22 protein-coding genes and 1 tRNA gene are annotated in these 23,399 nt (G+C 48.4%); 9 read left to right on the top strand and 14 right to left on the bottom strand.

The features are described 5' to 3' along the window. Nucleotides 1-105 precede the first annotated feature (105 nt). The gene (locus NG792_RS25030) at nucleotides 106-1,215 is read left to right on the top strand and encodes a peptidoglycan-binding domain-containing protein (RefSeq protein WP_261237190.1); all 1,110 of its coding nucleotides are present in this window, start codon (nucleotides 106-108) and stop codon (nucleotides 1,213-1,215) included. A 37-nt stretch (nucleotides 1,216-1,252) separates the two neighbouring features. On the opposite strand, the gene NG792_RS25025 is transcribed toward NG792_RS25030, so the two are convergent. From NG792_RS25025 to lipA, 5 genes are all read right to left on the bottom strand, one after another. Continuing rightward, nucleotides 1,253-1,708 carry a Fur family transcriptional regulator gene (locus tag NG792_RS25025; protein WP_261200850.1) on the bottom strand — a complete coding sequence of 152 codons (456 nt, stop codon included), beginning with the start codon at nucleotides 1,706-1,708 and terminating at the stop codon, nucleotides 1,253-1,255. A gap of 295 nt (nucleotides 1,709-2,003) precedes the next feature. Next, nucleotides 2,004-2,204: a hypothetical protein gene (locus NG792_RS25020; protein WP_261200851.1), complete on the bottom strand. Its 201-nt coding sequence runs from the start codon at nucleotides 2,202-2,204 to the stop codon at nucleotides 2,004-2,006. Between the two features lie 31 nt (nucleotides 2,205-2,235). Beyond that, on the bottom strand, nucleotides 2,236-3,492 hold the full coding sequence (gene sigC / locus NG792_RS25015; protein ID WP_261200852.1) for an RNA polymerase sigma factor SigC: 1,257 nt from the start codon (nucleotides 3,490-3,492) through the stop codon (nucleotides 2,236-2,238). 440 nt (nucleotides 3,493-3,932) lie between these two features. Beyond that, nucleotides 3,933-4,877 carry an NAD(P)H-dependent glycerol-3-phosphate dehydrogenase gene (locus NG792_RS25010; RefSeq protein ID WP_261237189.1) on the bottom strand — a complete coding sequence of 315 codons (945 nt, stop codon included), beginning with the start codon at nucleotides 4,875-4,877 and terminating at the stop codon, nucleotides 3,933-3,935. A 21-nt stretch (nucleotides 4,878-4,898) separates the two neighbouring features. Further along, complete coding sequence (gene lipA / locus NG792_RS25005; RefSeq protein ID WP_261237188.1) at nucleotides 4,899-5,795, bottom strand: lipoyl synthase; 897 nt, start codon at nucleotides 5,793-5,795, stop codon at nucleotides 4,899-4,901. A gap of 168 nt (nucleotides 5,796-5,963) precedes the next feature. Between lipA and NG792_RS25000 the strand changes: the two genes are divergently transcribed. The 5 genes from NG792_RS25000 to NG792_RS24980 all read left to right on the top strand — a co-directional run bounded on the left by NG792_RS25000 (nucleotide 5,964) and on the right by NG792_RS24980 (nucleotide 9,759). Then, nucleotides 5,964-6,037 (top strand) — tRNA-Pro (locus tag NG792_RS25000). Between the two features lie 380 nt (nucleotides 6,038-6,417). Then, nucleotides 6,418-7,842, top strand: a complete 1,425-nt coding sequence (locus NG792_RS24995) for a DUF1802 family protein (protein ID WP_261237187.1) — start codon at nucleotides 6,418-6,420, stop codon at nucleotides 7,840-7,842. Between the two features lie 73 nt (nucleotides 7,843-7,915). Beyond that, nucleotides 7,916-8,860: an ADP-ribosylglycohydrolase family protein gene (locus NG792_RS24990; RefSeq protein WP_261237186.1), complete on the top strand. Its 945-nt coding sequence runs from the start codon at nucleotides 7,916-7,918 to the stop codon at nucleotides 8,858-8,860. Nucleotides 8,861-8,873: 13 nt separating this feature from the next. Beyond that, complete coding sequence (locus NG792_RS24985) at nucleotides 8,874-9,053, top strand: hypothetical protein (RefSeq protein WP_261237185.1); 180 nt, start codon at nucleotides 8,874-8,876, stop codon at nucleotides 9,051-9,053. A 295-nt stretch (nucleotides 9,054-9,348) separates the two neighbouring features. Next, on the top strand, nucleotides 9,349-9,759 hold the full coding sequence (locus NG792_RS24980; RefSeq protein ID WP_261200857.1) for a DUF4278 domain-containing protein: 411 nt from the start codon (nucleotides 9,349-9,351) through the stop codon (nucleotides 9,757-9,759). Nucleotides 9,760-9,763: 4 nt separating this feature from the next. On the opposite strand, the gene NG792_RS24975 is transcribed toward NG792_RS24980, so the two are convergent. Together NG792_RS24975 and NG792_RS24970 are read right to left on the bottom strand one after the other, a co-directional pair. Continuing rightward, nucleotides 9,764-10,414, bottom strand: coding sequence for an HAD-IA family hydrolase (locus tag NG792_RS24975; RefSeq protein WP_261200858.1), 651 nt, complete (start codon nucleotides 10,412-10,414; stop codon nucleotides 9,764-9,766). A gap of 9 nt (nucleotides 10,415-10,423) precedes the next feature. Then, nucleotides 10,424-11,629: an NAD(P)/FAD-dependent oxidoreductase gene (locus tag NG792_RS24970; protein WP_261237184.1), complete on the bottom strand. Its 1,206-nt coding sequence runs from the start codon at nucleotides 11,627-11,629 to the stop codon at nucleotides 10,424-10,426. A 281-nt stretch (nucleotides 11,630-11,910) separates the two neighbouring features. Here NG792_RS24970 and NG792_RS24965 point away from each other — a divergent pair, with 281 nt between their 5' ends. Both NG792_RS24965 and NG792_RS24960 read left to right on the top strand, forming a co-directional pair. Next, nucleotides 11,911-12,966 carry a C39 family peptidase gene (locus NG792_RS24965; protein ID WP_261237183.1) on the top strand — a complete coding sequence of 352 codons (1,056 nt, stop codon included), beginning with the start codon at nucleotides 11,911-11,913 and terminating at the stop codon, nucleotides 12,964-12,966. A gap of 352 nt (nucleotides 12,967-13,318) precedes the next feature. Continuing rightward, on the top strand, nucleotides 13,319-13,831 hold the full coding sequence (locus tag NG792_RS24960) for a DUF2243 domain-containing protein (RefSeq protein ID WP_261237182.1): 513 nt from the start codon (nucleotides 13,319-13,321) through the stop codon (nucleotides 13,829-13,831). A gap of 48 nt (nucleotides 13,832-13,879) precedes the next feature. On the opposite strand, the gene NG792_RS24955 is transcribed toward NG792_RS24960, so the two are convergent. Beyond that, the gene (locus tag NG792_RS24955; protein WP_261237181.1) at nucleotides 13,880-15,145 is read right to left on the bottom strand and encodes an alpha-L-fucosidase; all 1,266 of its coding nucleotides are present in this window, start codon (nucleotides 15,143-15,145) and stop codon (nucleotides 13,880-13,882) included. Nucleotides 15,146-15,386: 241 nt separating this feature from the next. Here NG792_RS24955 and NG792_RS24950 point away from each other — a divergent pair, with 241 nt between their 5' ends. Further along, nucleotides 15,387-16,385 (top strand): class I SAM-dependent methyltransferase, encoded by a 999-nt coding sequence (locus tag NG792_RS24950; RefSeq protein ID WP_261200864.1) that lies wholly within the window; start codon nucleotides 15,387-15,389, stop codon nucleotides 16,383-16,385. A 141-nt stretch (nucleotides 16,386-16,526) separates the two neighbouring features. Here NG792_RS24950 and NG792_RS24945 read toward each other — a convergent pair whose 3' ends face one another. The 6 genes from NG792_RS24945 to NG792_RS24920 all read right to left on the bottom strand — a co-directional run. Continuing rightward, nucleotides 16,527-17,192 carry a V4R domain-containing protein gene (locus NG792_RS24945; protein ID WP_261200865.1) on the bottom strand — a complete coding sequence of 222 codons (666 nt, stop codon included), beginning with the start codon at nucleotides 17,190-17,192 and terminating at the stop codon, nucleotides 16,527-16,529. 58 nt (nucleotides 17,193-17,250) lie between these two features. Beyond that, nucleotides 17,251-17,724 (bottom strand): globin family protein, encoded by a 474-nt coding sequence (locus tag NG792_RS24940; RefSeq protein WP_261237180.1) that lies wholly within the window; start codon nucleotides 17,722-17,724, stop codon nucleotides 17,251-17,253. A 220-nt stretch (nucleotides 17,725-17,944) separates the two neighbouring features. Next, nucleotides 17,945-18,214, bottom strand: coding sequence for a hypothetical protein (locus tag NG792_RS24935; protein ID WP_261200867.1), 270 nt, complete (start codon nucleotides 18,212-18,214; stop codon nucleotides 17,945-17,947). Further along, nucleotides 18,211-18,912 carry a V4R domain-containing protein gene (locus NG792_RS24930; protein ID WP_261200868.1) on the bottom strand — a complete coding sequence of 234 codons (702 nt, stop codon included), beginning with the start codon at nucleotides 18,910-18,912 and terminating at the stop codon, nucleotides 18,211-18,213. The genes NG792_RS24935 and NG792_RS24930 overlap by 4 nt, the downstream gene beginning before the upstream one ends. Before the next feature lie 417 nt (nucleotides 18,913-19,329). Then, nucleotides 19,330-21,405: a GAF domain-containing sensor histidine kinase gene (locus NG792_RS24925; RefSeq protein ID WP_261237179.1), complete on the bottom strand. Its 2,076-nt coding sequence runs from the start codon at nucleotides 21,403-21,405 to the stop codon at nucleotides 19,330-19,332. A gap of 416 nt (nucleotides 21,406-21,821) precedes the next feature. Further along, nucleotides 21,822-23,399, bottom strand: a 1,578-nt coding sequence (locus NG792_RS24920; RefSeq protein ID WP_261237178.1) for a GAF domain-containing sensor histidine kinase, incomplete at its 5' end; no start/stop codon positions are given.

Genomic DNA, 23,399 nt, shown 5'->3' with positions numbered 1-23,399 from the left:
AACCGCTTGAATCAGGTTGTACCGGGGTATGGAAAGTTCGCGGTGTCGATAAAAGCTGCTATAAAGGTGGCAGATGTATTTTGACTCCACCTTAACGACACCACTATGGAAACTTTTGCCTATCTTCAATTATTCCTTGTCTATGATGCCCCTCTCGCCCCCTTAGAACCGCTGGCCCCAGGGGTCAGAAAATTTTTTGCAGGCTTTAAAGGAAAAAATTTCTCTAGTGCTGGGTTGATTGGCTGGTTCTCTGTGGCCATTACTGTCGCACTGCTGAGCATGGCGACCCAGGTTTTGGCCTACCAACGAGGGGATGAGAGTGAAGCGGTGCGATCGATTCAAGTGCGCTTACAGCAGTTGGGCTATTTTAATACGGAGCCAACTCGCTTTTATGGTGAGATCACCGAGGACGCGGTGAGGCGTTTTCAGCGTGATAATGGCCTGCCGGTGACGGGGAGAGTGGATCCAGAGACGTTAACGGCGATCGAGCGATTATTACGACCGGCTGCCAGTTTTGGTCCAGTGACCCAAGTGGGAACGACCAATCAAGTGCTGGGTTTGGGAAACTCGGGTCTACAGGTGAGCGCCCTCCAGGACCAGTTAAGACAGTTAGGGTATTTGAATCGTGCCGCTACAGGTCAGTTTGATTTGGAGACAGAACAGGCGGTTTTGCGCTTCCAACAGGCATTTAATCTCCAGCGGACGGGACAGGTGGGACCGACTACTCGTGGGGTTTTAGACCAACAATTAGCACGGATTCCGGCGGCTCCATCCTGGCAACCTGTAACCCCGATCGCCACGGGAAACGCGACGGTAAATTTGAAACTGGGCGATCGCAGCATTGCTGTTAAATCTCTTCAAGAACGGTTAATTGCAGCAGGATATGCGATCGGTGTCGCCGATGGCACTTTTGGCCCCCGCACGGAACAAGCCCTCAAAGAGTTTCAAATGAGTTTTGGATTAGTTCCCTCTGGGGTGGCGAGTGCTGAGACTAACCAAGCTTTGGATCGCAAGTTTTATATAGTTGTCGTTCCTAAACGCAGTAATTTTACCCTCAGCGCCGTTCGGGAAATTTTTCCCGATGCGTTTGAGGCCGAGAACCGATTGGGGACTTACATTCATGCTGGTTCCAATCTGCGCCGGGAGGTTGCTGAAAACCGCGCCAAAATTTTAAAACAACGGGGACTGATCGATACTCGCGTGGGTTATTTCTAGTTAGCACTGTTGGGGGTAGAAGGGTTAAGTTCTGCCCCTAAATTGGCACTAAGGCGCGCTGACAGGTGGGACAAACCGCATGGATGGTCAGTTGACAATCGAGCAGGTGGTATCCTTCTTTAGTGGTGGTTTTAATCCCTACTTTTAAGATGGAATCGCTTTTAAATTCAATGGTTTTGTTACATCTGACACAAATCAGATGGTGATGATGGTGAGGATAGGGTTGATTAATTTCGTAATGTTTGTGTCCTTCTGCTAACTCTAATTCGCGTAAAATTCCCATCCTCGCCATTAATTTTACGGTGCGATAGATGGTAGATAAACTGATTCCTTCTCCTTCCTCTTGCAAAAGTTCGTAGAGGTCTTCAGCACTCAGATGCTCACCTTTCGGAAGGTTTTGAAACACTTGTAAAATCGTTTCTCGTTGCGGGGTTAAGCGCCAACCCCGTTCGTTTAATTCAGCTTTAAGCGAGGACGCTGTGTAGAAAGACATAGCAATCTTCTTCTCTTCTCAAGAAACCCTCTTTATTGAGAAGGATACACAATAATTTGAGAATTTGCAACAAAGCTGGCTTATTGACAATTATTAGCACCTACTCAATCTCCGGCTCTCTAATTGCTCAAAGCCATAAGGGGTAAGCATTATGGAATTGTTAAACTGGACCGGGTGAATGAGGAGCCGGTGTTAATGACCCGGGTTGGTTGTGGTTACACCGGGTACAAAATCCTCACTCTGAGGGGAGTCCATGAATTTTTAGCGGCTAGAGTTTTAAGTTTTGTAACAATTTTTAAAAGGCCAAAACTCCCCCCTTCTGAAAGGGCCCTCCCCGGCGCAAAAATCGCCTTCCCGACTTGTGAAAGGCGATCGCAATATTATCCAGTAGATAGTCCCCCTTGTGATAGCAGTCGCGGGGGATAAAAAGTTGTTTGAGTATCCACCAACCACCCTGACTGATGAGGCGATCGCACCATTGCCTGATTGGAGTCAAAGAACTCCCCTGAAGCGATGAGCGTTTCCCCCTAACTCAACAATTCCAGATAGTCTCGGACGCGGTTGCGTCGCTTGGGCTGCCGCAACTTTTGCAGGGCCTTGGACTCAATTTGACGGACTCGTTCCCGAGACAGGTCCAGAGCACGACCAATTTCTGCTAAGGAGTAGGGATGTCCATCCGTCAATCCAAACCGCATTCCAATCACATCCCGTTCTCGACTGGTTAAATCTGCCAGGAGGTGATGCAACTCGCGATGCAAGGCTTCTTGCATCAACTTTTCTTCAGGAGAGATATCATCGGTTTCGAGTAAATCTCCCAGTTCCGTATCTTTTTCCTTGCCCACCTTGGTTTCCAAAGACACAGACCGAGGAACTCGCAATAACACTTCCCGGACTTGTGCCGGAGTCATTTCTAATTCCTGAGCAACATCTTCGATGCTGGCAGTTCGGCCTTTTTCTTGGGAAAGCTTGCGCTGGGCTTTTTTAATTTTATTGAGCTTTTCGGTAATGTGAACCGGCAAGCGAATAGTGCGACTTTGGGTGGCGATCGCCCGGGTAATGCCCTGACGAATCCACCAGTAAGCATAGGTGCTAAACCGATACCCCTTGGTCGGATCGAACTTATCCACGGCCCTTTCTAAACCCAGGGTTCCTTCTTGGACTAAATCCAAGAGCTCTAACCCTCGGTTTTGATACTTCTTGGCAACGGAAACCACGAGACGGAGGTTGGCCTCAATCATGTGTTCCTTCGCGCCGATTCCTTCAGCTTGGGTGCGTTCTAGTTCCTCAACGGTCATAGAGGCAAGGGCGGCCCATTGACGTTTCCCTACAGCTAAAATCGGCTTGAGGTCGCTGACTTGCTCTCCCGCTTCAGCGGCCCACCGCTCTAAGGACGGTCGATGCCCTAAGAGAGAGGCGAGGCGATCGCGGGTGTCCACGAGGCGAACATAGCGTTGCAGTTCTGGATTATCCTCAGTAGCGGCAGCATCACGCATCTCTTTGATCTGCATATACCGCTGCACTTTCTGGGCTTCCACAACCTCTTCTTCTCGCCCCAGCAACCGCACGCGCCCAATTTCCTGGAGGTACAACCGAACCAGGTCGGTGGTGCGACGAGTGGGGGCTTGAGAGATTTCAACGGTGTCCGGTTCCTCCATTTCCAGCTCCACTGCAAGCGGATCGGAACTCAGGTCTAAGTCATTGTCCCCAGGAGCATCAAGCTCGAAGTCGGAGGGCAATAATGGATTGTCGTCTTCTGTATTAGGGTAAAGAGAAATTCCTGGCATGGTGATCTTCTCAGCGTCTCCAGGTGATGATCGGTGGTTCGCGGTTCTTGACTGCTTTGTTATCAATATTCCCTCGATATGAGACTTCCTGTCACATCTGAGCGTCCCGTTACATAACGTTACTATCAGTTATAAGGTGAGTTACTTAAGGGATTTGGCGGTTTAATTACCTGAACCGGGCTGCCCCTGTTCAGTGAATTCGCCGTTCGGTGAATTCGCCATATTTTACATCAAACAGGAGGGTTCTTTACAGAAACAGATAAATTCCCTTTCCTGAACCCTACACGCAAGTATAGAAAGTATTACCTCAACTTGAGGTGACTTCTATCAGCCCCTTCGTTAATTTTCATCACCGACCGCCACCGTTCCGGATCACGGGGGGCTAGAATTGAGATCACAAAAGAACCCTTTTAGTTTCCAGTTGCTAGTAGATTGGGACATTACTCGGGCTTGATATCCCGCAGCATCAGGGCCTCAACCGCATCTTTGGGGGTAATTTTGCCTTCGAGTAACTGATGCACCTGATAAGAAATGGGAACGGAAATCTGCAAAGTTTTAGCCCTTTGAATTAACACCTGGGTGGTATTAACCCCTTCGGCAGTTCCTTCTAAATCGGGGAGAATCTCAGCCAGGGTCTTGCCTTGTGCCAGTTGATAACCCACTTGATAATTGCGGCTGAGGGGGCTATTACAGGTCGCCAGTAAATCACCAAGTCCTGACAATCCGTAAAAGGTTTCCATTTGTGCTCCCCAATGGGTACCAATGCGAATAATTTCAGTCAGTCCTCGGGTGAGTAAAGCCGCTTTAGCATTTGTTCCCAATTGGAGACCATCGCAGACTCCCGAGGCGATCGCCATGACATTTTTGAGGGTCCCCCCCAATTCTACTCCCAAGGGGTCCGGATTGGTATAAACCCGAAAGTTGCTAGAAGAAAACACCGCTTGGACCAAACTAGCGGCACCCTCATCGTTACTCGCCACCACCGTTGCTGCGGGTAATCCCTGTTGAATTTCCTTGGAGAGATTAGGTCCAGCTAAAACCACCACAGGGCGCGCAGGAAATGCCTGTTGCCAGAGTTGCGCCGCCGTTGCCGTCGTCTGGGGGTCTAATCCTTTGGTGGCCGTGACAATAATGGTATCTGGGGCAAGGCCAAGGGCTGTGACTTGGGACAAAACCGAGGCCACTCCTTTCATGGATACCGCAGACAGGAGAATATTTGCCTCGGTGACAATCTCCTCTAAGCTGCGATCGCCACTGCGAGACCAATATTCCACCCGATGACCATTTTGGGTCACTAACTGTCCCAAAGTCCGCCCCCAAACCCCAGCCCCCAAAATTCCGAGGGTCTGAGGTTTGGTGGCGGGGAAAGTCGGCGTATTATCCATCAGTTTTGCTCAATCCTTCCCCTACACAATTTGAGGGTTGCGGCTATTTATCCGAGGATACCGTTCCATCAATGCCCGGACTTGCTCGGCATGATAGGAACTGCGGGTCAAGGGAGAGGCTACAATTTGTAAAAATCCCCAGGACTCGCCAAGCTGCTGCCATGCGGTAAATTGCTCAGGCGTGACCCAATTGACCACAGGTAGATGTTTCGGGGTCGGTTGCAGATATTGTCCCAAGGTTAAAATGTCGCACTCCACGGCGCGTAAATCTTGCAGCACCTGCTGAATTTCTTCATCGGTTTCCCCGAGTCCGAGCATGATTCCCGATTTGGTGTACAACCCCGGTGCTAGTTGGCGCGATCGCCGCAATAATTCCAAACTGCGCTCGTAGTTGCCTTGGGGACGCACCCGGCGATACAGACGCGGCACGGTTTCAGTATTATGATTGAGCACTTCCGGTTCGGCTTGCAAAATCACCTCTAAAGCTTGCCAATTCCCACAGAGGTCCGGGATTAACACTTCGATGGTTGTGCCGGGGGAAGCGGCCCGAACTTCCTCAATACAGCGCCGGAATTGGTCTGCCCCCCCATCGGGCAAATCATCCCGATTCACGGAGGTAATTACCACATGATTCAGCCGCATTCGCCGCACGGCTTCCGCTAACCGACTGGGTTCTGTGGGGTCTAGGGCTTGGGGCTTTTTCTCAAAATCAATATCGCAGTAGGGACAGGCACGGGTACAGGCTGGCCCCATAATCAGGAAAGTAGCGGTGCCGTTGTGGAAGCACTCTCCGATATTGGGACAGGATGCCTCTTCACAGACGGTATTGAGGGCTAAATCCCGCAATATTTCCTTAACGTTGCCGACGCGCTCCCATTGCGGGGCTTTGACCCGCAGCCAATCTGGTTTTACACTCACGCTTACGCCCTAAAATTTTTTAAAAGACATCATCCTTATGATACTGGTCTAGGGTTCAACTCGCTCGCTGGTGCGATCGCCCTCCTCAACGCTTTTGGGAAGAATCTGCCAGGAACTACTTGACAATTCTGGCAAGCAGGACATAGAGTGATAAATGCTGATAAATTACGGGATGTGGCGCAGCTTGGTAGCGCACTTCGTTCGGGACGAAGGGGCCGCTGGTTCGAATCCAGTCATCCCGATTTTTGGTTAGGGAAATTCTATCTGGGCGCGTTAACCCATACAGGGTTAACGGCGTTTCCGTTTGTGGGCGATCGCTTAAGAGGGTCGGCAACTCTTTTTTAGGGCGATGGCTGTTCTAAAATTCTTTTTGTAAAAATAATTCTGATCCAGCCTCTTCCTTTCTTCAGGATGATGAGAGAAAATAATCACACCGGACAAGACTGAGGCAAATTTGGGGATTTCACGGGATATGATGGGTTCCTTTGATGTACTGCCTCGCCTACTAGAAATACAGAGTGATGCATCAGTCTTGAAGCGATTTAGATGATTTCTCCAGTTTAATCATCCTCCAGTGAGGAAAATATCACCCTGTTCTACTAGGTCCCCGAGAGATGGCATCATGAACCAACCTGTGTTAGTTTCAACTGCTTTAGGCTTAAGTACACCGGATGTTAAGGCGCTCATCCAAGGGGCTACGATTGCGGCGGTGGCAGAAATTTTTCTGGAGGCGGGACGAGAATTTGCCCTCTATTTCAGAAATGATTTTAGCCCACAACTGCGCTCACCGAGCAGGGAGGAACCCACGGAAGTCTCAGAAACGGTGAAGATGGCGGCGATCGCGCGGTGTGAAGGGTGCCAAACCATTACGCAGAGAAATTTTTTGCCTACTCTGTCTCGCTTAACCTTGTGGAGTTTAGAAGACTTAGAGGAAATTCTCCAGGACCAGGGTGCTATTTTTCTGGCTCATTTGCGGGTTTATCGACTCCCAGAGGCGATCGCCTTACCTTGTGCTCTTCCAACCCAGGACCGCCTCGGCATTCCCATTGCGTTACCTGTACCTATTGCCGTGACTGATTCGGTGCCGGTATTGAGCGATCGCACCTTTGCATACCGTCGTTCACAACTGGAACAGTTCCTCATCCCGCTGCATCCGGAATTAGATGCCTTGCAAGGGGCGATCGCCAACCTTGCTCGTTCTCAACCTACGGCACAAAACCTCGATGATGATTTGCAACAGTTTCTCGGGTTCGGAAATCCGGTTCCCGTCATCTCAGAGGACCCGGATTTAACCTGGATTAGGACGATCGCCACTGTGGCTCATTCTCAAGATGCCGAGGGGTTTGCTAAGCTAGTGCGCCAAGGGTTGCTGAAATTAGGGTTTAGCGGTCCCGAACTGCTTCCTGAGTCGCTGATTGCCGAGGAAGAATTCGATTTTTATTGCGAAACGCCTTATCTTATGGTAGGACAGTGTAGTGCTAAAAACCCCAAAACCGCGATCGCTGACAATCCCGTTCAACTCCTAACCCGGGCTGGAAATCACCTCGGAACGGAACGATCCGAACGAGCTATTAAGTGGATCGTCGCGGCTGGAGATTTAACTGTGGATGCGCTGAAAGTGGCAATTGAAAATCAAATGAATGTCATCCATCCGGAAACCTTGCAAAGTCTAGTTCACTTGCAAGCTAAATATAAGGGGTCCGTGGACTTGCTGAAATTAAAACAGTGTTTGCGGCAAGACCCGTATGGATGGGCTGATGATAAAGTTAATAGTTATATTGATAAAGTCAAAGAATCGATTGAGTTGCGATCGCGCATTATCAAACTGGTTAAACGACACTTAGAAAATGCCCGCTTAGAACTCGCTGGGGTAGAAGCACTTCATGCTTTATATGTGAGTTCCCATCCTCACCATTTTATTCCCTTAAAAGAAATGCACGAAATTTTAATCGAGCTTTCTTCTCCTCTCACGGGATATTTAGGACGAATTAAGGGAAGCGAGTGGCAGAGCGATCGCTTTTACTATTTGCGAGACTTATCCCCCTAAAAGCGAATCCTCACGCCCTGATTTTAATTGCGTTTAAGATTTTTCATTAACCTAATAATTATAATGGAAACTAATGGAAAAAATTGCTCGATATCGTGGATGTCTTCTGGGGTTAGCCGTGGGTGATGCGGTGGGAACCGCCTTAGAATTTAAGAAACCGGGGACCTTTACCCCCATCAGCGATATGGTTGGCGGGGGGATTTTTCACCTCAAACCGGGAGACTGGACTGATGATACTTCAATGGCTTTATGTCTAGCAGAAAGTCTGATTGAAAAACAGGGGTTTGATCCGATTCACCAATTAGAAAAATATTTAACATGGGAGCAAACGGGATATCTCAGCAGTACCGGAGAGTGTTTTGATATTGGAAATACGGTGCAACAAGCCCTAGGTCGATTTCAGGAGACGAGACAACCCTATTGTGGGGCAACAGATGCCCGGAGTGCCGGGAATGGTTCTCTGATGCGGTTAGCACCTGTTCCCCTATTTTATGCGAATAATCCTGAAGTGGCGATCGCCACTTCAAAAGATAGTTCACGCACTACCCACGGTGCAGCTACCGCAGTCGATGCTTGCCGATATTTTGCCGGATTAATTATCGGTGCAATCCAGGGTAGCAGTAAGGAAAAATTACTTTCTCCTCACTACAGTCCCATTCCGGGATATTGGCAAAAACATCCCCTCGTTGCGGAAATTGCTGAAATTGCGGCGGGTTCTTTCAAAACTCGTCAACCGCCAGAAATTCAAGGGACGGGTTATGTGGTGAAGTCTTTAGAAGCTGCATTATGGGCTTTTTATCTTAGTCAATCGTTTGAAGAAGGCTGTTTATTAGCGGTTAATTTAGGGGATGATGCCGATACAACGGGGGCAATTTATGGACAAATTGCCGGTGCATTTTATGGAGAATTGGGCATTCCCGAACGATGGCGGCAACGGTTAGCTTATGCGGAGTTAATTGTTTCTTTTAGCGATCGGTTGTTTGAGTTTGCGGATTCGGTTGTTCCTCCATCAAGTTAATGAGCGCAAACGAATGAAGTCGTTATTACAAAGGAATAAATTTAGTTTCTACCCGGTTCAACGTCCTGATTTTAGTCGGGTCTTTTTTCTTTTATGGGGCGATCGCCTGTTGCTGTGGGCAGAGTCTAGGGTTACTCCAGGGGGTTCATGCTGGGAAATGAGTGAAGTCCTTGCTACAAAGGAAGAAATTTAGAAAAAATTTAGTTGCTCCCCTGTTCGTTGCCACGAATTTTGTCGTTTCTTGCGCTTCCCTTTGAACCTAATTCCGGTGGCCCCTTTTTGGGTATCATCAGGGATCAAGGCTTTCGCGCCCGTAAACGAGGGAAAGGCCCATGCCTTAGAAAATATCTGAAATTGTTAAGTTTTATTAAAAAAACCACTATTTCATCAAAACGGTAAAATATAATACAGAAATAGAGGAAAAGCCTAAAAAGGCGACCCTCTCCCAACTTTAGTAAATTTACTTAATTTAGAACAGGCACAAAGATATGAAACTAACTTATCGGGGAATTGGCTACGATTCGGAACCCCAGGGCTTTAATCTCATGGAGGCAGAAATTGGGGGGAAATATCGGGGGAATGATTGGCAAGTGCGCTATCCTCGGCATATTCCGGTCCCGGCGACTGTCAATGAGTTAAGCTATCGGGGCGCCCGGTACAATTCTGGAGAAACTGTCACCACCCCCGTGGCACCTGTTACGGCCAAGACTGGGCGGGTGAGGCACCTCATGGATGCGCCACCGGGAGAGAAGGTGATGGAAGAGGTGGCCAAACTGCACCGCAATAACATTTGCCGGAGTTTAGAACGCCGGATGCAGGCAGCCAAAATGCTAGGGAATAAAGACTTGATGGAACAGTTACAAATGGAATCCCAGCAACTCACCTGCTACCCTTATTAAGTCTCTAATCGGAGTTACGTCGTAACCATATCCCGCGCAAACCAGCGGCGATCGCCCCTTGATAATCATCCCGATAACTATCGCCGATGTGCCATGCGTCTGACGCTGCACAGCCATGTTTTTCTAAACCCGCCGCAAAAATCGGCGGGTTTGGTTTTGCAGCCCCCACGACGGTAGAAATGGTGACAGAATCGAAAAACTGCGCCAGATCCAATGCCTCTAGGACCGAGTATAGCCGGGAGTCAAAATTTGACAAAACTCCCAGGGGAATGCCTTGAGAGTGCAGGGATTCGAGGGTAGGGCGCACATCAGGATAGAGGAACCAAGGGTCAGCGGTGGCAAAGTAATCGTACAGTTGCTTAAAGAAGGCGGAAAAATCAGCAAACTGATGGAAGACTCCGGCGCGTTGGAAAGTATCCTTGGCGATCGCCTCCCACCACTGAAATTCCAGGCGGTGAATCTCGGTTTGCGGGACTCCCGGAAATGCCGCCTGTTCTGTGGCGGCAAAACTATCAAAAAATGCCTGATTTAAGAGGCGATCGTCAACTTCTACCCCAAAGCGACGGGCAAAATTTCCATAAGCTGCACCGATACTGCCCTGCACTCCAAAGAGGGTACCGGCGGCATCGAAAAAAATGACCGAAGGTTGGGACATCACGTTAGCTTAACGGGGTAAACCGGATTGAGAGAAAAACTCACGCACGGGCTGAGTAATCCAATTTAAGCCGACTTTAAGCTGATGGTCAAATGTGGGCATCCGATACAAATAGGCCAAACGCCGTAAGAGGTGCGCCATTTGACCCTCCAATTTGACACCCAATCCGGTTAAGGTGGCATTATCAATCCCCAAGGTCATCATTTCGCCTAATCCTTGATATTCAAAGGGGAGAAGGGGGCGATCGCTCAGGGAGGCCCAAACATTCCAGGCGGCATAATCCGCTTGCTGCATCGCTGCTTGTGCCGTGGTGGGCACAGGTTGTCCGCTGGCATCGAGACTATAGGCGAGGTCCCCGACTGCAAATAGTTCCGGATGGTCGATCGCCTGTAAGGTCCGCGTCACTTCGATTTGACCCCGTTGGGTATGCTTCACCGGGAGGGATTGCACCACGGACGCTACTTGGGTTCCGATGGTCCAAACCACCAAATCCACGGGAATTGGGTCTACTTGTCCTCGATATAACAGGGAAATGGTATCGGCGGTAATTTCTTCGGTGGTGGTTTCTAAATCAATCCAAATTCCCCGTTCTTCTAGGGCTTTGGTTGCTGCTTTGCGGTTAAATTCGGTAGAGGTTCGCAGAATTTCTGTCCCCATTTCAACCAGGCGCAGACGACCTCGCTTTTGAAGGCGATCGGCTAGTTTACAAGCCAATTCCACGCCGGAATAGCCGCCACCGACGACGGCGATGCGGATTTTATCTTTGTCGGAGGCTTCTAGGAGGCGCAGGCGTTCTTCCAGACGATAGGCATCGGCAATGGTGCGGAAGGGGAAGGCATAATCGGCACATCCGGGGACTAAATTTAAGGGAGTTTCTCCACCGAGGGCCAAGATGGCGCGATCGTAAGTGAATTCCATGCCATCTTCTAAATGGAGCTGTCTATTCTCTAGGTTGATGTCAGAGACAGTGCCTTGATGGAAGCGCACTCTGGTATTAGCCAACAGTTCCGAAAAGGGTGGCGCAATTTCCCAGGATTGTAATTCCCCAGTGAGTAACTCGTAGAGGAGGGGGGAGAACAAGAAGCGATCGTTGTTATCAATCAAAACAATCTCGGGGGCTCCTGGGGGGTTCCAGGGTAACTCACTCAAGCGCAAAGCGGCATACAGGCCGCCAAATCCGCCGCCGAGGATACAAATTCGTGCTTTTTCGGTCATAAAAGTGGGCGATCGCGTTGGTTAACAAGATAGTCTTTTCCACGATAGCAGGGCGATCGGCCAGCGTGGGGCAACCGGGCGGAATAGAACCCATGAGAATCACTTCTTGCCAGAAGGATTCTCGCCCTTTCCTGTCTCTTTTCTCACCGGGCGGTTAAATCTTGGATTAGGTGGCGTTCAATTTCCGGAGCAACCGTTATTTTCTCCGCAATAAAATTACAGGCGCTAGAACCAATTGGCAGCGTCTTTATACCCTGCATTTTGCCCATCAGTCTTTGATTATGACCGTAACTAACGACAAGCCAAATTCCATTTTCCTGGAAATTGATAAGATTTGCCCCCTCTCCGAAGTCGCCAGCAATCAGACTTTAACCACTGAAATTCAACAGCGATTAACTGAGTTGAAATTACTCACGCCTCCCGTTGATGGCGTTTTTGGTGAACTGACGAGCGCCGCTTATCAACGCTTTCAGGACCTCAACGGGATTCAAGAAGAACAAGAAGCTTTGGGTCCGAAAACAATTGCAGCCCTGATGAATGCTCAGGCCCAAACTTTTTCGACCCCCCGAATTTCCCTACAAACCACCACGAAAACAACTTTTAAAACTTTACCTCTGCAATCTTCTGTACTCACTGCCAATGAGCAATTTAGTGTAGAACCAGGTCAAAGTTTTACCTTAGCGAATTATGAACGGGGCCATCGCGGTCATTATCGGATTACCTTACAAGAAGCGATTCGTGGAAATCGAGTCTGGTACGCCTTTGAAGAACACGTTCAACTTATAGAAGGAAACCGCACCCTCACTCAACCGCAGCAACCGGCAGCTTCGGTGCGATTAAATGTACCTTTTAGGTCTCAGATGGATAACTATTACAATCCCAGCGGCGCTTGTAATGTTACCTCGATCGCCATGTGTTTGGAATATCTAGGCGTTCCCCGCTATGACAATCGGTATCGCCAGATGGAAGATGAGTTATATCGCTGGTGTCTCGATCGCGGCTATTCCCGCCATGAACCTGAAGATTTAGCCCGTGTTGTCCGAGACTATAAACGCAAAGATGACTTTACCAAATGGGGAACCATTGAACGCTGCCAAAACCACCTACGTGGTGGCAATCCCTGTGTGATTCACGGCTATTTTACTAGCTTTGGTCACATTATCGTCTTAGTCGGGTTTGATGCCAACGGATTTATCGTTCACGACCCTTATGGCGAATGGTTCCCAACGGGTTATCGCAATGACGGAAAGGGTGCTTATCTGAACTACTCCTACAACTTAATCCGCCGCACTTGTATTCCAGATGGACAGTTCTGGGTTCACTACATTAGCCGTTAAACCTAACCTTGTACATCGGGTGAAACTTCCAACACGGAAACTTTTGATTCCGTGTTTTTTTATGCCTCGTTATTCGATAGATAACTGTCTAAACTTCCAAGAATTTATAGGGGATTAGCTTCATATAAAAGTCCTAAATTAGTTCTGACAGATTTAATTTCAGGATTTATAACATACTATGGTTTAAGCTATCAGCCCTTTTTTATCACGAATTAAAAACCGTTCGCCTAGGCGGGACCGATGAAAGTAGGCAATAACCGACTGCTGGAGTGGGGAGTTATTCGAGGCGATCGCGTTGCTCCTACCTTACCCACTGAGCTGCCCCTATAATAAAAAGAAAACTGGCAGCCCTATGAACAACAGCGAGGAATTATCCAACCCCAGCACTTCAAATCTAGCCACTCCAGGCGAGTATCGTCCCCTGATCATTGCGGGTTTGGTGCTAGGGTTGGGGCAAGGCGGCTTTTTTGATGGGATTATCTTCCATCAACTGTTGCAATGGCATCATATGTTTTCCAGTCTCACAACAGATATGACTGTTGCTGGGATGGAGATCAACACATTAGGCGATGGACTCTTTCATTTAGCGGATTGGCTGCTTACTCTGACGGGAATCTTTCTGCTGTGGCGGGCAGGGACGCGGGCAAAAGTTGCTCACTCGGGGCAAGCCTTTTTTGGGGCTTTACTGATGGGGGCGGGGTTATTTAACCTGGTTGAAGGAGTGATTGATCACCACATTCTCGGCATCCATCATCTCAAACCTGGACCCCATCAACTGCTGTGGGACTTGGGTTTTTTAGGATCCGGGGTGCTGTTGCTGGTGATAGGTTGGGTTTTAATCGAGTCGGCGCGAAAAGCCAGTTAATCCTTAAATGTGTTTGAAAAAACAGCGATCGCCCTCATCAAATCTCCCCTAACTCTCATCCGATGACGTCACATCAACGGCAATCACCGTCGCATAGGGATTAAGAAATTGCTCCGGCACTTGAATCGTTAACTCACCCAGAGGGTCAGGATTGAACAGGGAATCGACAATTGCGCATCGAGTTGAGTATTGTAAGGGTTGCTTTTCACCCACGATAAAAACACCCTGAATCCGCTTGATGGGTACAGCTCTAACTGTTACTGAATCGTAGGGTTTCATCAGCAAAAATAGATAAAATCGATTCCCCCGGCGAGTAGAAGGACCATAAAATTGCCACGGTTCTAAACCCGCTTTTGTACCGACAATACTCTCATGATGAAGGGTTAACCATTCCTCTATTTGTTGCAACAGTTTCACTTGCTCAAATTGAATCTCTCCATTTCCCATTGGACTAACATTCAGCAATAGATTTCCCCCTTTACCGGCAATTTCGCAGAGGGTATGAATCAGTTGACGAGGTGACTTAAATTGGGAATCCGTGGGGTTGTAACCCCAGCTTTCATTCAGGGTTAAACAAGCCTCCCAAGTGCGTTCGGGAGGTTGGGGCGGGATGAATTGTTCGCAGGTATCAAAGTCGCCAAATCCCGGGAGGCGATCGTTAATCAATAAATCCGGTTGTAGGGAGCGAATCATTTCCTGTAGCGCTTGAGGCTGCCATTGCTCAGGCGATCGCTCCCAACCCCCATCAAACCAAAGCAAGTCAATTTTGCCATAATGGGTCAATAATTCTCTGATTTGATCCAACATAAATTCCCGGTAGCGCTCCCACTGAAAACTCGTAGGCTGCCGAAATTTACCAAACTGATAAGGTTTATCCGCTTCGGTAAAAGCTGGGTAATCCGGGTGATGCCAATCAATTAAAGAAAAATACAGGCCGACGCGCAACCCTTCAGCCCGCATCGCTTCCACAAACTCTCGGACGATATCTTTTTTGTAGGGTGTATTGGCAATGGAAAAATCGGATTGCCGAGTATGAAATAAGGAAAACCCATCATGATGTTTTGCTGTTAAAATTACATACTGCATCCCCAACTGTTTCGCTAAACGTGCCCAGGATTGCGGATTATATTCAGTTGGATTAAAAGTTTGAGCCGTCCCGTGATAATCATCTACCGGGACATCTTGGCAGTAGGGTAAACTAAATACCCCTCCGACCAAGGGCCAGGATAATTCATAACCGGATTGGCTGCTATGGCCCCAATGCACAAACATTCCTAATCGGGCGGTGTCAAACCAGTTTTTTTCGGGAGTCATGAGTTAACCTTGAAACCTCAAAATTTATATGATTTCTTCACTTTAACAGGTTGACAGAAAGTTATGAAAACCATCTCCTATACTTTTAAACTTCGCTGTCATTCCCCCATCAGACAACCAATCCAGAGCATTTTTACTCGGGGCAAAAAGTATAATTAATTAGGTTGACTGGGTTATCAAAGAAAATGCTCGCAGGGCGGGAAAAAATTGCCATCATAAAGAGAGTGTCTTTGAGGTTCAGATGATGCCAAATCCCAGCTTGATTATGGATACCGTTCGCGCCTACCAGAAAACTGCGGCACTCAGCGCCGCAGTCACCCTCGATATCTTCACGACTATTGCTGCTGGAGCACAAACCGCGATCGCCATTGCCGATCGCAGCGCCGCCTCAGAAAAAGGAATCCGAATTCTGTGCGATTACCTGGTGATTATGGGACTACTGGAAAAACAGGAGGGTCTCTATTCCTTAACCGAGGATAGTGCAACGTTTTTAAACCGCAATTCCCCAGCCTACCTCGGTGGAATGGTCGAGTGGACTGCGCGATCGCAGTCCGTCCAGGCCAGTCTAACTCTAGCCGATGCTGTCCGTAAAGGGGGGACGGCATTAGAAGGAAGCGACATCACCACGGACCATGATAAATGGATTGGCTTTGCACGGGGCATGATGAATATGATGAAGCCTTTATCGGAAACCGTAGCCGCTGTAGTCAGTGCTAACAGCGCTCAACCGGGTAAAGTGCTGGATATTGCCGCCAGTCATGGAATGTATGGCATCAGCATCGCCAAACACCATCCCCAGGCTGAAATCTATGCTGTAGACTGGGAAGAAGTGCTGACGGTAGCCGCAGAAAATGCAGAAGCTGCCGGGATTGCCTCCCGCTATCATTTGCTGCCAGGGAGTGCCTTCGAGGTTGATTTTGGGAACGATTACGATTTGGTGCTGATTCCGAATTTCTTTCACCATTTCGATTTGCCCACCTGCCAGCAATTTATGGAGAAAGTCTACAGCGCGTTGAAACCCGGGGGACGAGCGGTTACTGTCGAGTTTATCCCGAATCCAGACCGAGTAACACCACCCCAGGCAGCGGGATTTAGCTTAACCATGCTCACCATGACCCCTGGGGGTGATGCCTATACCTGGGCGGAGTTCGAGCAAATTTTTCACAATGCGGGTTTTGAGCGCAATGAGTTGGTTGCCCTTGACCCCTCTCCGGAACGGGCTATTATCAGTTATAAGTAGGGTTTGCTGTGGGTGGGTTTCGAGGGGTTTTTGTAGCCAGTTCACCCTCGCCAAAGTAGGCTAGTTCACATTGCGATCGCCTGCTGTCAAACCCATCCGCCCACAAAAAAAACACTGAAATTATTACTATGAACCCGGGAGTTATTGAGGGGATTTGGAGAGGTTTTGTAGGATGGTTTCGTGGTCTTTGCCTTCGACAATCCAGGGTTCTGCGGGTTTGATGCGATCGCTCAGGCCGAGAATAAAACGGTTGCTGTCAGACCCTAATGATTCACAGGTGGTTTGCAGGCAGAGGAGGTCTCTACCTGTTAATTGACTGAAAAAGGCGGTTAATATTCCGGCTTCTAAAAAACAGACAGGGCGATTCCATTTGGGGGCCTGGTCTGCGTAGGGGGAATTTTTGGCAATGATGATCAAGAATCCATCTTGATAATGGTCTTGATTTAATTCAACGCTACCCCAACCCATTGTTTTCCAAAATTGCTGAAAGCATTGAATGAATTGAACCATTTCCATTTGAGAGATGGTTTTTCCATAGTAATCGGAAATCTCTTCACAAAATCTCACATAAAAGTTTTTTCCCCACCATTTACCGCAGTTGAAGAGGACGAGGCGGGCGGCGGAGCCGGTTTCATGTTCAAGTCCGCTATAGATGGCGGAAATTAAGGTTTCGGGGATGGCGAGGAGGCGATCGCCTCGGCGATTTTCCAAGAGTCCCAGTTCTAAGTCGCCTTTCACATAGACATCATAAGCAAAATAATTGCCCGGGAGTTGTTGTTCTTTCAGCAGGTTGGAAATAGAAATCATAGGGTTATGCTTAGAAATTCACAGTAGGGGATATTTTTTCGAGGAGTTGAAGAGTAAACTACTGAGGTTTAGGCTCCTCCAATAGAATAGCTTTGGCTTTCTCAAATAGGGGTTGAATCAGGGGGAAGTGTTTATCGGAAAGTTCTGCTTTGACCCCTTGAAGTAATAACTCGTACAGTTTGCGTTCGATAGTTTGGGTTTGGTGCGTTTGCACTAATCCAGTCATCCAATCTTTCAGGCGTAAGGCCAGAAAGTCGGGGTCACTTAATAGCATGGCGGTCCCACAGTAGCGACTAATCAGCAGCCAATGTTTTAGCGATCGCTCTAGGAGGTCCTGGCGTTCATCAGGAAAAGCGGCGACAAGGCGATCGGCTACGGGTTGAAAAATCTGCTCTTCTTTGTCTCGGAGGATTTCATAAGTCTCCATGCGTCTAGCTAAGGATACCGCATAGCGTCGAAAGAGTTCGAGTTCATTCGTCTGTAAATAACGCTGTTCAGCTTGCTCTAGCAGTCGCGCAATCTCGGGGTGCATGGTTGTCTTCTGATCTGGATTGGAGGATGGGATAAGTTTAAGAACAACAGTCGTTGGGGTGACGATCTGCCGATTCTTTCTCTTTTAGCCCGCGCAGGCGGGCTTTGTTCGTATAGCCCCACCCTTGAGGGTGCGGGTTTTTTCTATCAGTACGGGATTGGCTGTGAATCGCGACTGAAGTCGCTGTTTGCTGTCGCAACTTCAGCCACTGTGGAAAGTCCTAAAAGGCTTCCAGTAAATCAATCAGGGTCACTTCCTCTTGTGATGAGGAGGCGGTCCCCGCAGAGGATGAGGGTTTGGGAAAAGAACCGACTTCTGGGGTCCCTTCCCAAGGCAACAGGCGGAAATAATCCCCCACCACCAAGGTCCACCGGGAGGCGGGGTCGGTTGGCTGTCCGTTAGAACCTTGGGTTAGGGGTTCTCCTTGCCAGTTACATTGACTAAAATACTCTTGGACGGACAGTTGTAATAACGATTTGCCGTTATTCATCGCAGGCGTTCTCCGGCTTCTAACCGTTGTTGAATATCCCGCGCAGTGGCTCCTTCATTTTGCCAGAAGGCAGCGGCATCGATGCGATCTTGACTGCCGAGTAAAAATTTACAGTAGGTTTCACCCATTGAGTAACACTGAAGTTCAATGCAGCTTAACTGTTTGTTGACCAAGCAGGTGAAGAATCCGGCAAATAGACCGGCATAGATGTAGCAGACGGGTTTTCCGACATCGCCGAGGGTGCGCGCAACGGCAGAATCAAAGAGGTTGATAAACATAAATCCATGCTTGCGATCGCTCAGATCGACTTCCCAGCGTCCCCATCCTTGGGCGGTAAAGGGCCACCACCAGGTTTCTAGCAGGAACATCAGATTGGCTTGGCGGATATCCCGTTGATATTCTTTTTCAAACCATTTTTTGAAAAATTCGGCATCTTTGGTCCCCCATTCGCAGCCAATGGTGTACATAATCACTGAGGCGGCACTGCCGACTTCTTCTTCTAACCCTTCGACTAAGCCAATAATAAAGTCTTCGCTGGTAAAGGTATTTCGTCCCTCATTCCAGTCGGTGACAATCCCGGTGTCGGGGTGAAAGGAAAAGAAATCCTGAAAGCCATAGTGATTGTGCTTTTTGGGCTGCTTTTGCTGACGATTCGGTTCTAAGTTGGCAGCCGGTTTTTTGTTGGTAGATACTACCATCAGACAATACTCCTTGTGATGGGATGGGGTCTTTAGTTTGCTGTCCCGGTCAGTTCCGTTAAGCGGCTTCCTGTCTGGGGGTGGGTGGTCGCGGTCCTCTGTACCGACGATGCCATGTTCACCCGTGCCGGTCTATTTCTAATTTTAGGCAACTGAGCGGATATTTGGAACGATTAATTTGGCCGATCGCACTAAAAACCCGGAAAATTGAGGGGAAAATTTCTAACATCAAGAATCATGTATTTTTATTGAGAAATTGTTACCGATTAATTTTTATCATCACTTTTCTAAGCTAGGTATAAATCCGGAAGAATGCGATTGACATTAAACCCGCTTTGTGTATATAAAATACCATCAAGACTGACCCCTGCTCCCTAAACCCAGGCTTTCAGGGGCGATCGCCCCTGACCCTGTAGATTATGCCGCCCGAGAAGTCATCGGCAGCGGCTGAATCGGGATTTCAATTCGGAACTCGGTGCCTTGTCCCATTTGGGAAAGACAGGTCAAACAACCCCCATGTTTTTCCACTACGATTTGATAGCTAATGGATAAGCCCAAACCTGTCCCTGAACCGATCGGTTTCGTGGTAAAAAAGGGGTCGAAAATTCGCGATCGCACCTCCTCGGGAATTCCTGGACCATTATCGCAAATCCGAATCACCACCCCGCTTCCCTTGCTCAAGTCGGGGTTTTCCGGCCCGTCGGAACAAACTGCGCCTGAACTGGTGCTAGAGGCATCATTCTCCACCCATTCAGTGCTGATTTTAATCCAACTGGGATTGGCACGAATCTGTTCTGGGGTCCGCTCGCGATCGTGCATTTCCAAGGCATCGATCGCGTTGCTCAAAATATTCATAAAAACCTGATTCATTTGCGCCGCATAACATTCCACCAACGGCAACTCAGCATACTCTTTAATCAAATGAATTGGCGCCCGATCCCCTTTAGACTTGAGGCGATGTTGCAAAATCAATAAGGTACTATCCATCCCTTCATGAAGATTCACCGGCTTTTTCTCGGATTGATCCAGCCGCGAGAAGTTTCGCAAGGATAAAACAATTCCCCGAATCCGTTCTACTCCCACTTTCATCGAGGATAAAATCTTCGGCAAATCTTCCTTCAAAAAATCCGACTCGATTTCCTCACTGAATTCTTGAATCGCCTCATGGGGATTGGGATAGTATTCCTGGTACTGTTCCACTAATTCCAGCAAATCACGGGTATAATCTGTCACGTGAGTGAGATTTCCATAAATAAAATTCACAGGATTATTAATCTCATGGGCCACCCCCGCTACCAACTGGCCGAGACTCGCCATTTTCTCACTCTGGACCAGTTGACTTTGGGCCTGTTGCAAGTTTTGCAACGTGAGAGATAGTTCCTCCTTTTGATGTTTCAACTGGTCGAATAGTTCGGCTTGATGCACCGCCACCCCAAACTGAGCGCCGATTTGACTGACTAACTCCACCTCATACTCATACCAATGACGAGGGCCGGAATTTTGATAGGCAGCCAGCAATCCCCACAAAGTTTCTCCGGCGAGGATGGGAACAATGATATAGGCTTTAGCTTGGAGCTTTTCTAAGAGTTCGATATGACACTGAGCATGGCCTACATTGTAGATATCATTAACGGCGAGGGCTTGATTCTGGCGGTAGCGTCCGCCGTGGGTTTCCTGGAGGTGAGTATCGGCGATATCCGGCAGGTTTCCCACCAAGGGATTCCAGCCCGGGGAAACGGATTCCGCGACAAAGTTGCCACTCCAATCGGGTTTGAAGCGATAGACCCCGACGCGATCAGTGTCTAGGAGTTGGCGGACTTCTTGGGTGGTGGTTTGGAAGAGGGTATGGATATCCAGCGATCGCCGGATTTTATCGATCGTCGTGGCTAAGGCTCGTTCTCGTCGGGCTGCCTGGGCTAATTGTGAGGTTTGGGCTTGGAATTGGCCCTGTTCTTCAGATCGTTCAAGGGCCAGACCCAAGTGAGAGGCCATGAGGCGAAGAAACTCAATTTCGCTCGGTTCCCAGTGGCACTGTCCCCGACATTGATGCACCCAGAGGAGTCCCCAGAGGGTATCTTGTTGATGGAGGGGGATGCACAAGTGAGATTTAACCTGTAATTGCGTTAAAAAATCGTGATAGGGCCCGGGGAGAGGGGACTGGGAAATATCCGCGATGACATGAACACCGCCGAGGTGATAGTAGGTATTACATTCGTCCGCAAAGCTGCGATCGCCTAATTCTGCCCCCAATGCAGCTTCTGCGGGCGATCGCACGTCTTCGGCAATAATTTGTCCCCAACTGCCCTTATATTCCGGCCATACGCGAAATACCGCCACCCGATCCACATCTAATAATTGCCGCAGATCCGTCACTGTGGCTTGAAAGAGGCGTTCTAAATCCAGGGATTCTCGAATGCGGGCGATCGCCCCAGACAAGGTTTTGTACGGTTCCATTGTACCCTGAGCGAGCGCCGTTCTTCGTGGTGACTTCATCAAAAAACCTCCCCGCTTCGAGACGTCCGGTTCTATCTCGGTGACCCTGAGTAAACTTTTCATTGCTCATACTCCATCCTGTATTCTGCCCTTCCACCCGGGTAACTATTCGTTTATGGATTCAATTGAGTAGATGCGCGAACTAATTCGTCAGGCCACTGGATATCCCCAACCTTCCCTGATTTCTTCTTATTATAAGATTTCTATTTTTTTTGGGTCAGTCTATATCGGCTGATTTTTCCTGTTAATCGTTACAGGGAGTGCTTCTCCATGAGACTATCAATTCATTTGATTGTGAAGATAACTTTTTTCTATGCCCTCAGACAGCAGCATTCAAAGCTCATCACCGAGGGAAGGGTAAACTAACATTTACCCTCCCTGCAAACTGAGAAAAAACTGCCCACGGGTTCCGCAAGCTACCGGGAAGAGGGCAGATGGGTGGGGTTTGATGTCTCCACCTCTACGGTGGCAGAGGGTTTGCACTGCATAATCGGAATTTCAATCCAAAATTCAGTTCCCTGACCCGGTTGGGAGAGACATTTAAAAGTTCCGGCGTGTTTATCCACCACAATTTGTTTACTAATGGAAAGACCCATTCCTGTTCCTTTTCCAATCTCTTTCGTAGTAAAAAAGGGTTCAAAAATGCGCGATCGCAGATGTTCGGGAATGCCCGGACCATTATCAAAAATACAAATCGCCGCATTTCTTTTCTCGTCATCCCCCGTTACGGTAGTGCGAATTGTAATTCTACAGGGTTCCTGATGGCGTTCTTGAGGCGATCGCTCTTTATCCCAGTCTTCTAATGCATCAATAGCATTGCTCAAGAGATTCATAAACACCTGATTGAGCTGTCCGGCAAAGCATTCCACCGGAGGCAGTTCCCCATATTCTTTGATAATTTCAATTCCCGGGCGATCGCTTTTGGCTTTAAATCGGTGGTGTAAAATCATCAAGGTACTATCAATCCCATCATGAATATCCACCGCTTTCATATCCGTTTGATCCAACCGGGAGAAATTCCGTAAACTCAGCACAATCGACCGGATGCGGTCCGCCCCCACCTTCATAGATGCCAACATTTTGGGCAAATCTTCAATCAGAAAATCTAAATCAATTTCTTCAATAAACTCCTGAATTTCTGGCGGAGGCTCCGGGATATGACATTGGTAGAGTTTTTGCAAATCCAACAAATCCTCTGCATATTGGGTGGCATGATTCAGATTGCCATAGATAAAGTTAACCGGATTATTAATTTCGTGAGCAATTCCAGCCACTAGCTGTCCCAGGCTGGACATTTTTTCCCCTTGAATCAGTTGGGTTTGAGCATTTTGGAGGTCTTCGATCGCCTGTTCTAACTCCACCGCTTGGGCTTGAGCTTTCGCTGCCGCCGCTTGGGTTTGTTGATAGAGTTCCGCTTGTCCAATGGCAATCGCCGCCTGATCCGCCAGTTGTTGCAACAAATCAATTTCTTGATCTTGCCACAGGCGCGGTTGTTCACACTCATGGGCAATTAAAAATCCCCACAAATCTGAACCCATCCGAATCGGGACAATTAAATTAGCTTTGACCTGAATGCTTTCTAAAAACTCTCGATGACAGTCACTCAATTCCGCCGTGGCAACATTATCAATCGCCCGGATCCGGCCTTTTAAATACAAGTTAGAAACATCGGTAGGAATACATCCGGGACAGCGCACCCCCCGAACCGATTGCCAGCTTTCCCGCAAATCTTCTACCGTAACCTCACCCGTGCCGCTGTCATCAAACTGATAAATCACCACGCGATCGGTATTCAGCAAATTTCGCACCCGCTGGGCGATGGTTTGTAGAATGGTACTGACATCTAAAGTGCTGCGAATTTGGTCCGTGATTTGTTTAAGAATGCGGGTAAATTTTAAGGACTGTTGGAGTTCCTCAGTGCGTTCTTGGACCTGCTGCTCTAGGTTGGCATTGAGGGAATTAACTTCTTTGTAGAGTAAATACTGCTCGATCGC

Source organism: Laspinema olomoucense D3b, assembly GCF_025370785.1.
Lineage (GTDB): Bacteria > Cyanobacteriota > Cyanobacteriia > Cyanobacteriales > Laspinemataceae > Laspinema > Laspinema olomoucense.
The sequence above is the reverse complement of the archived record's forward strand: the minus strand, read 5'-3'. Positions and strand labels throughout refer to the sequence as shown.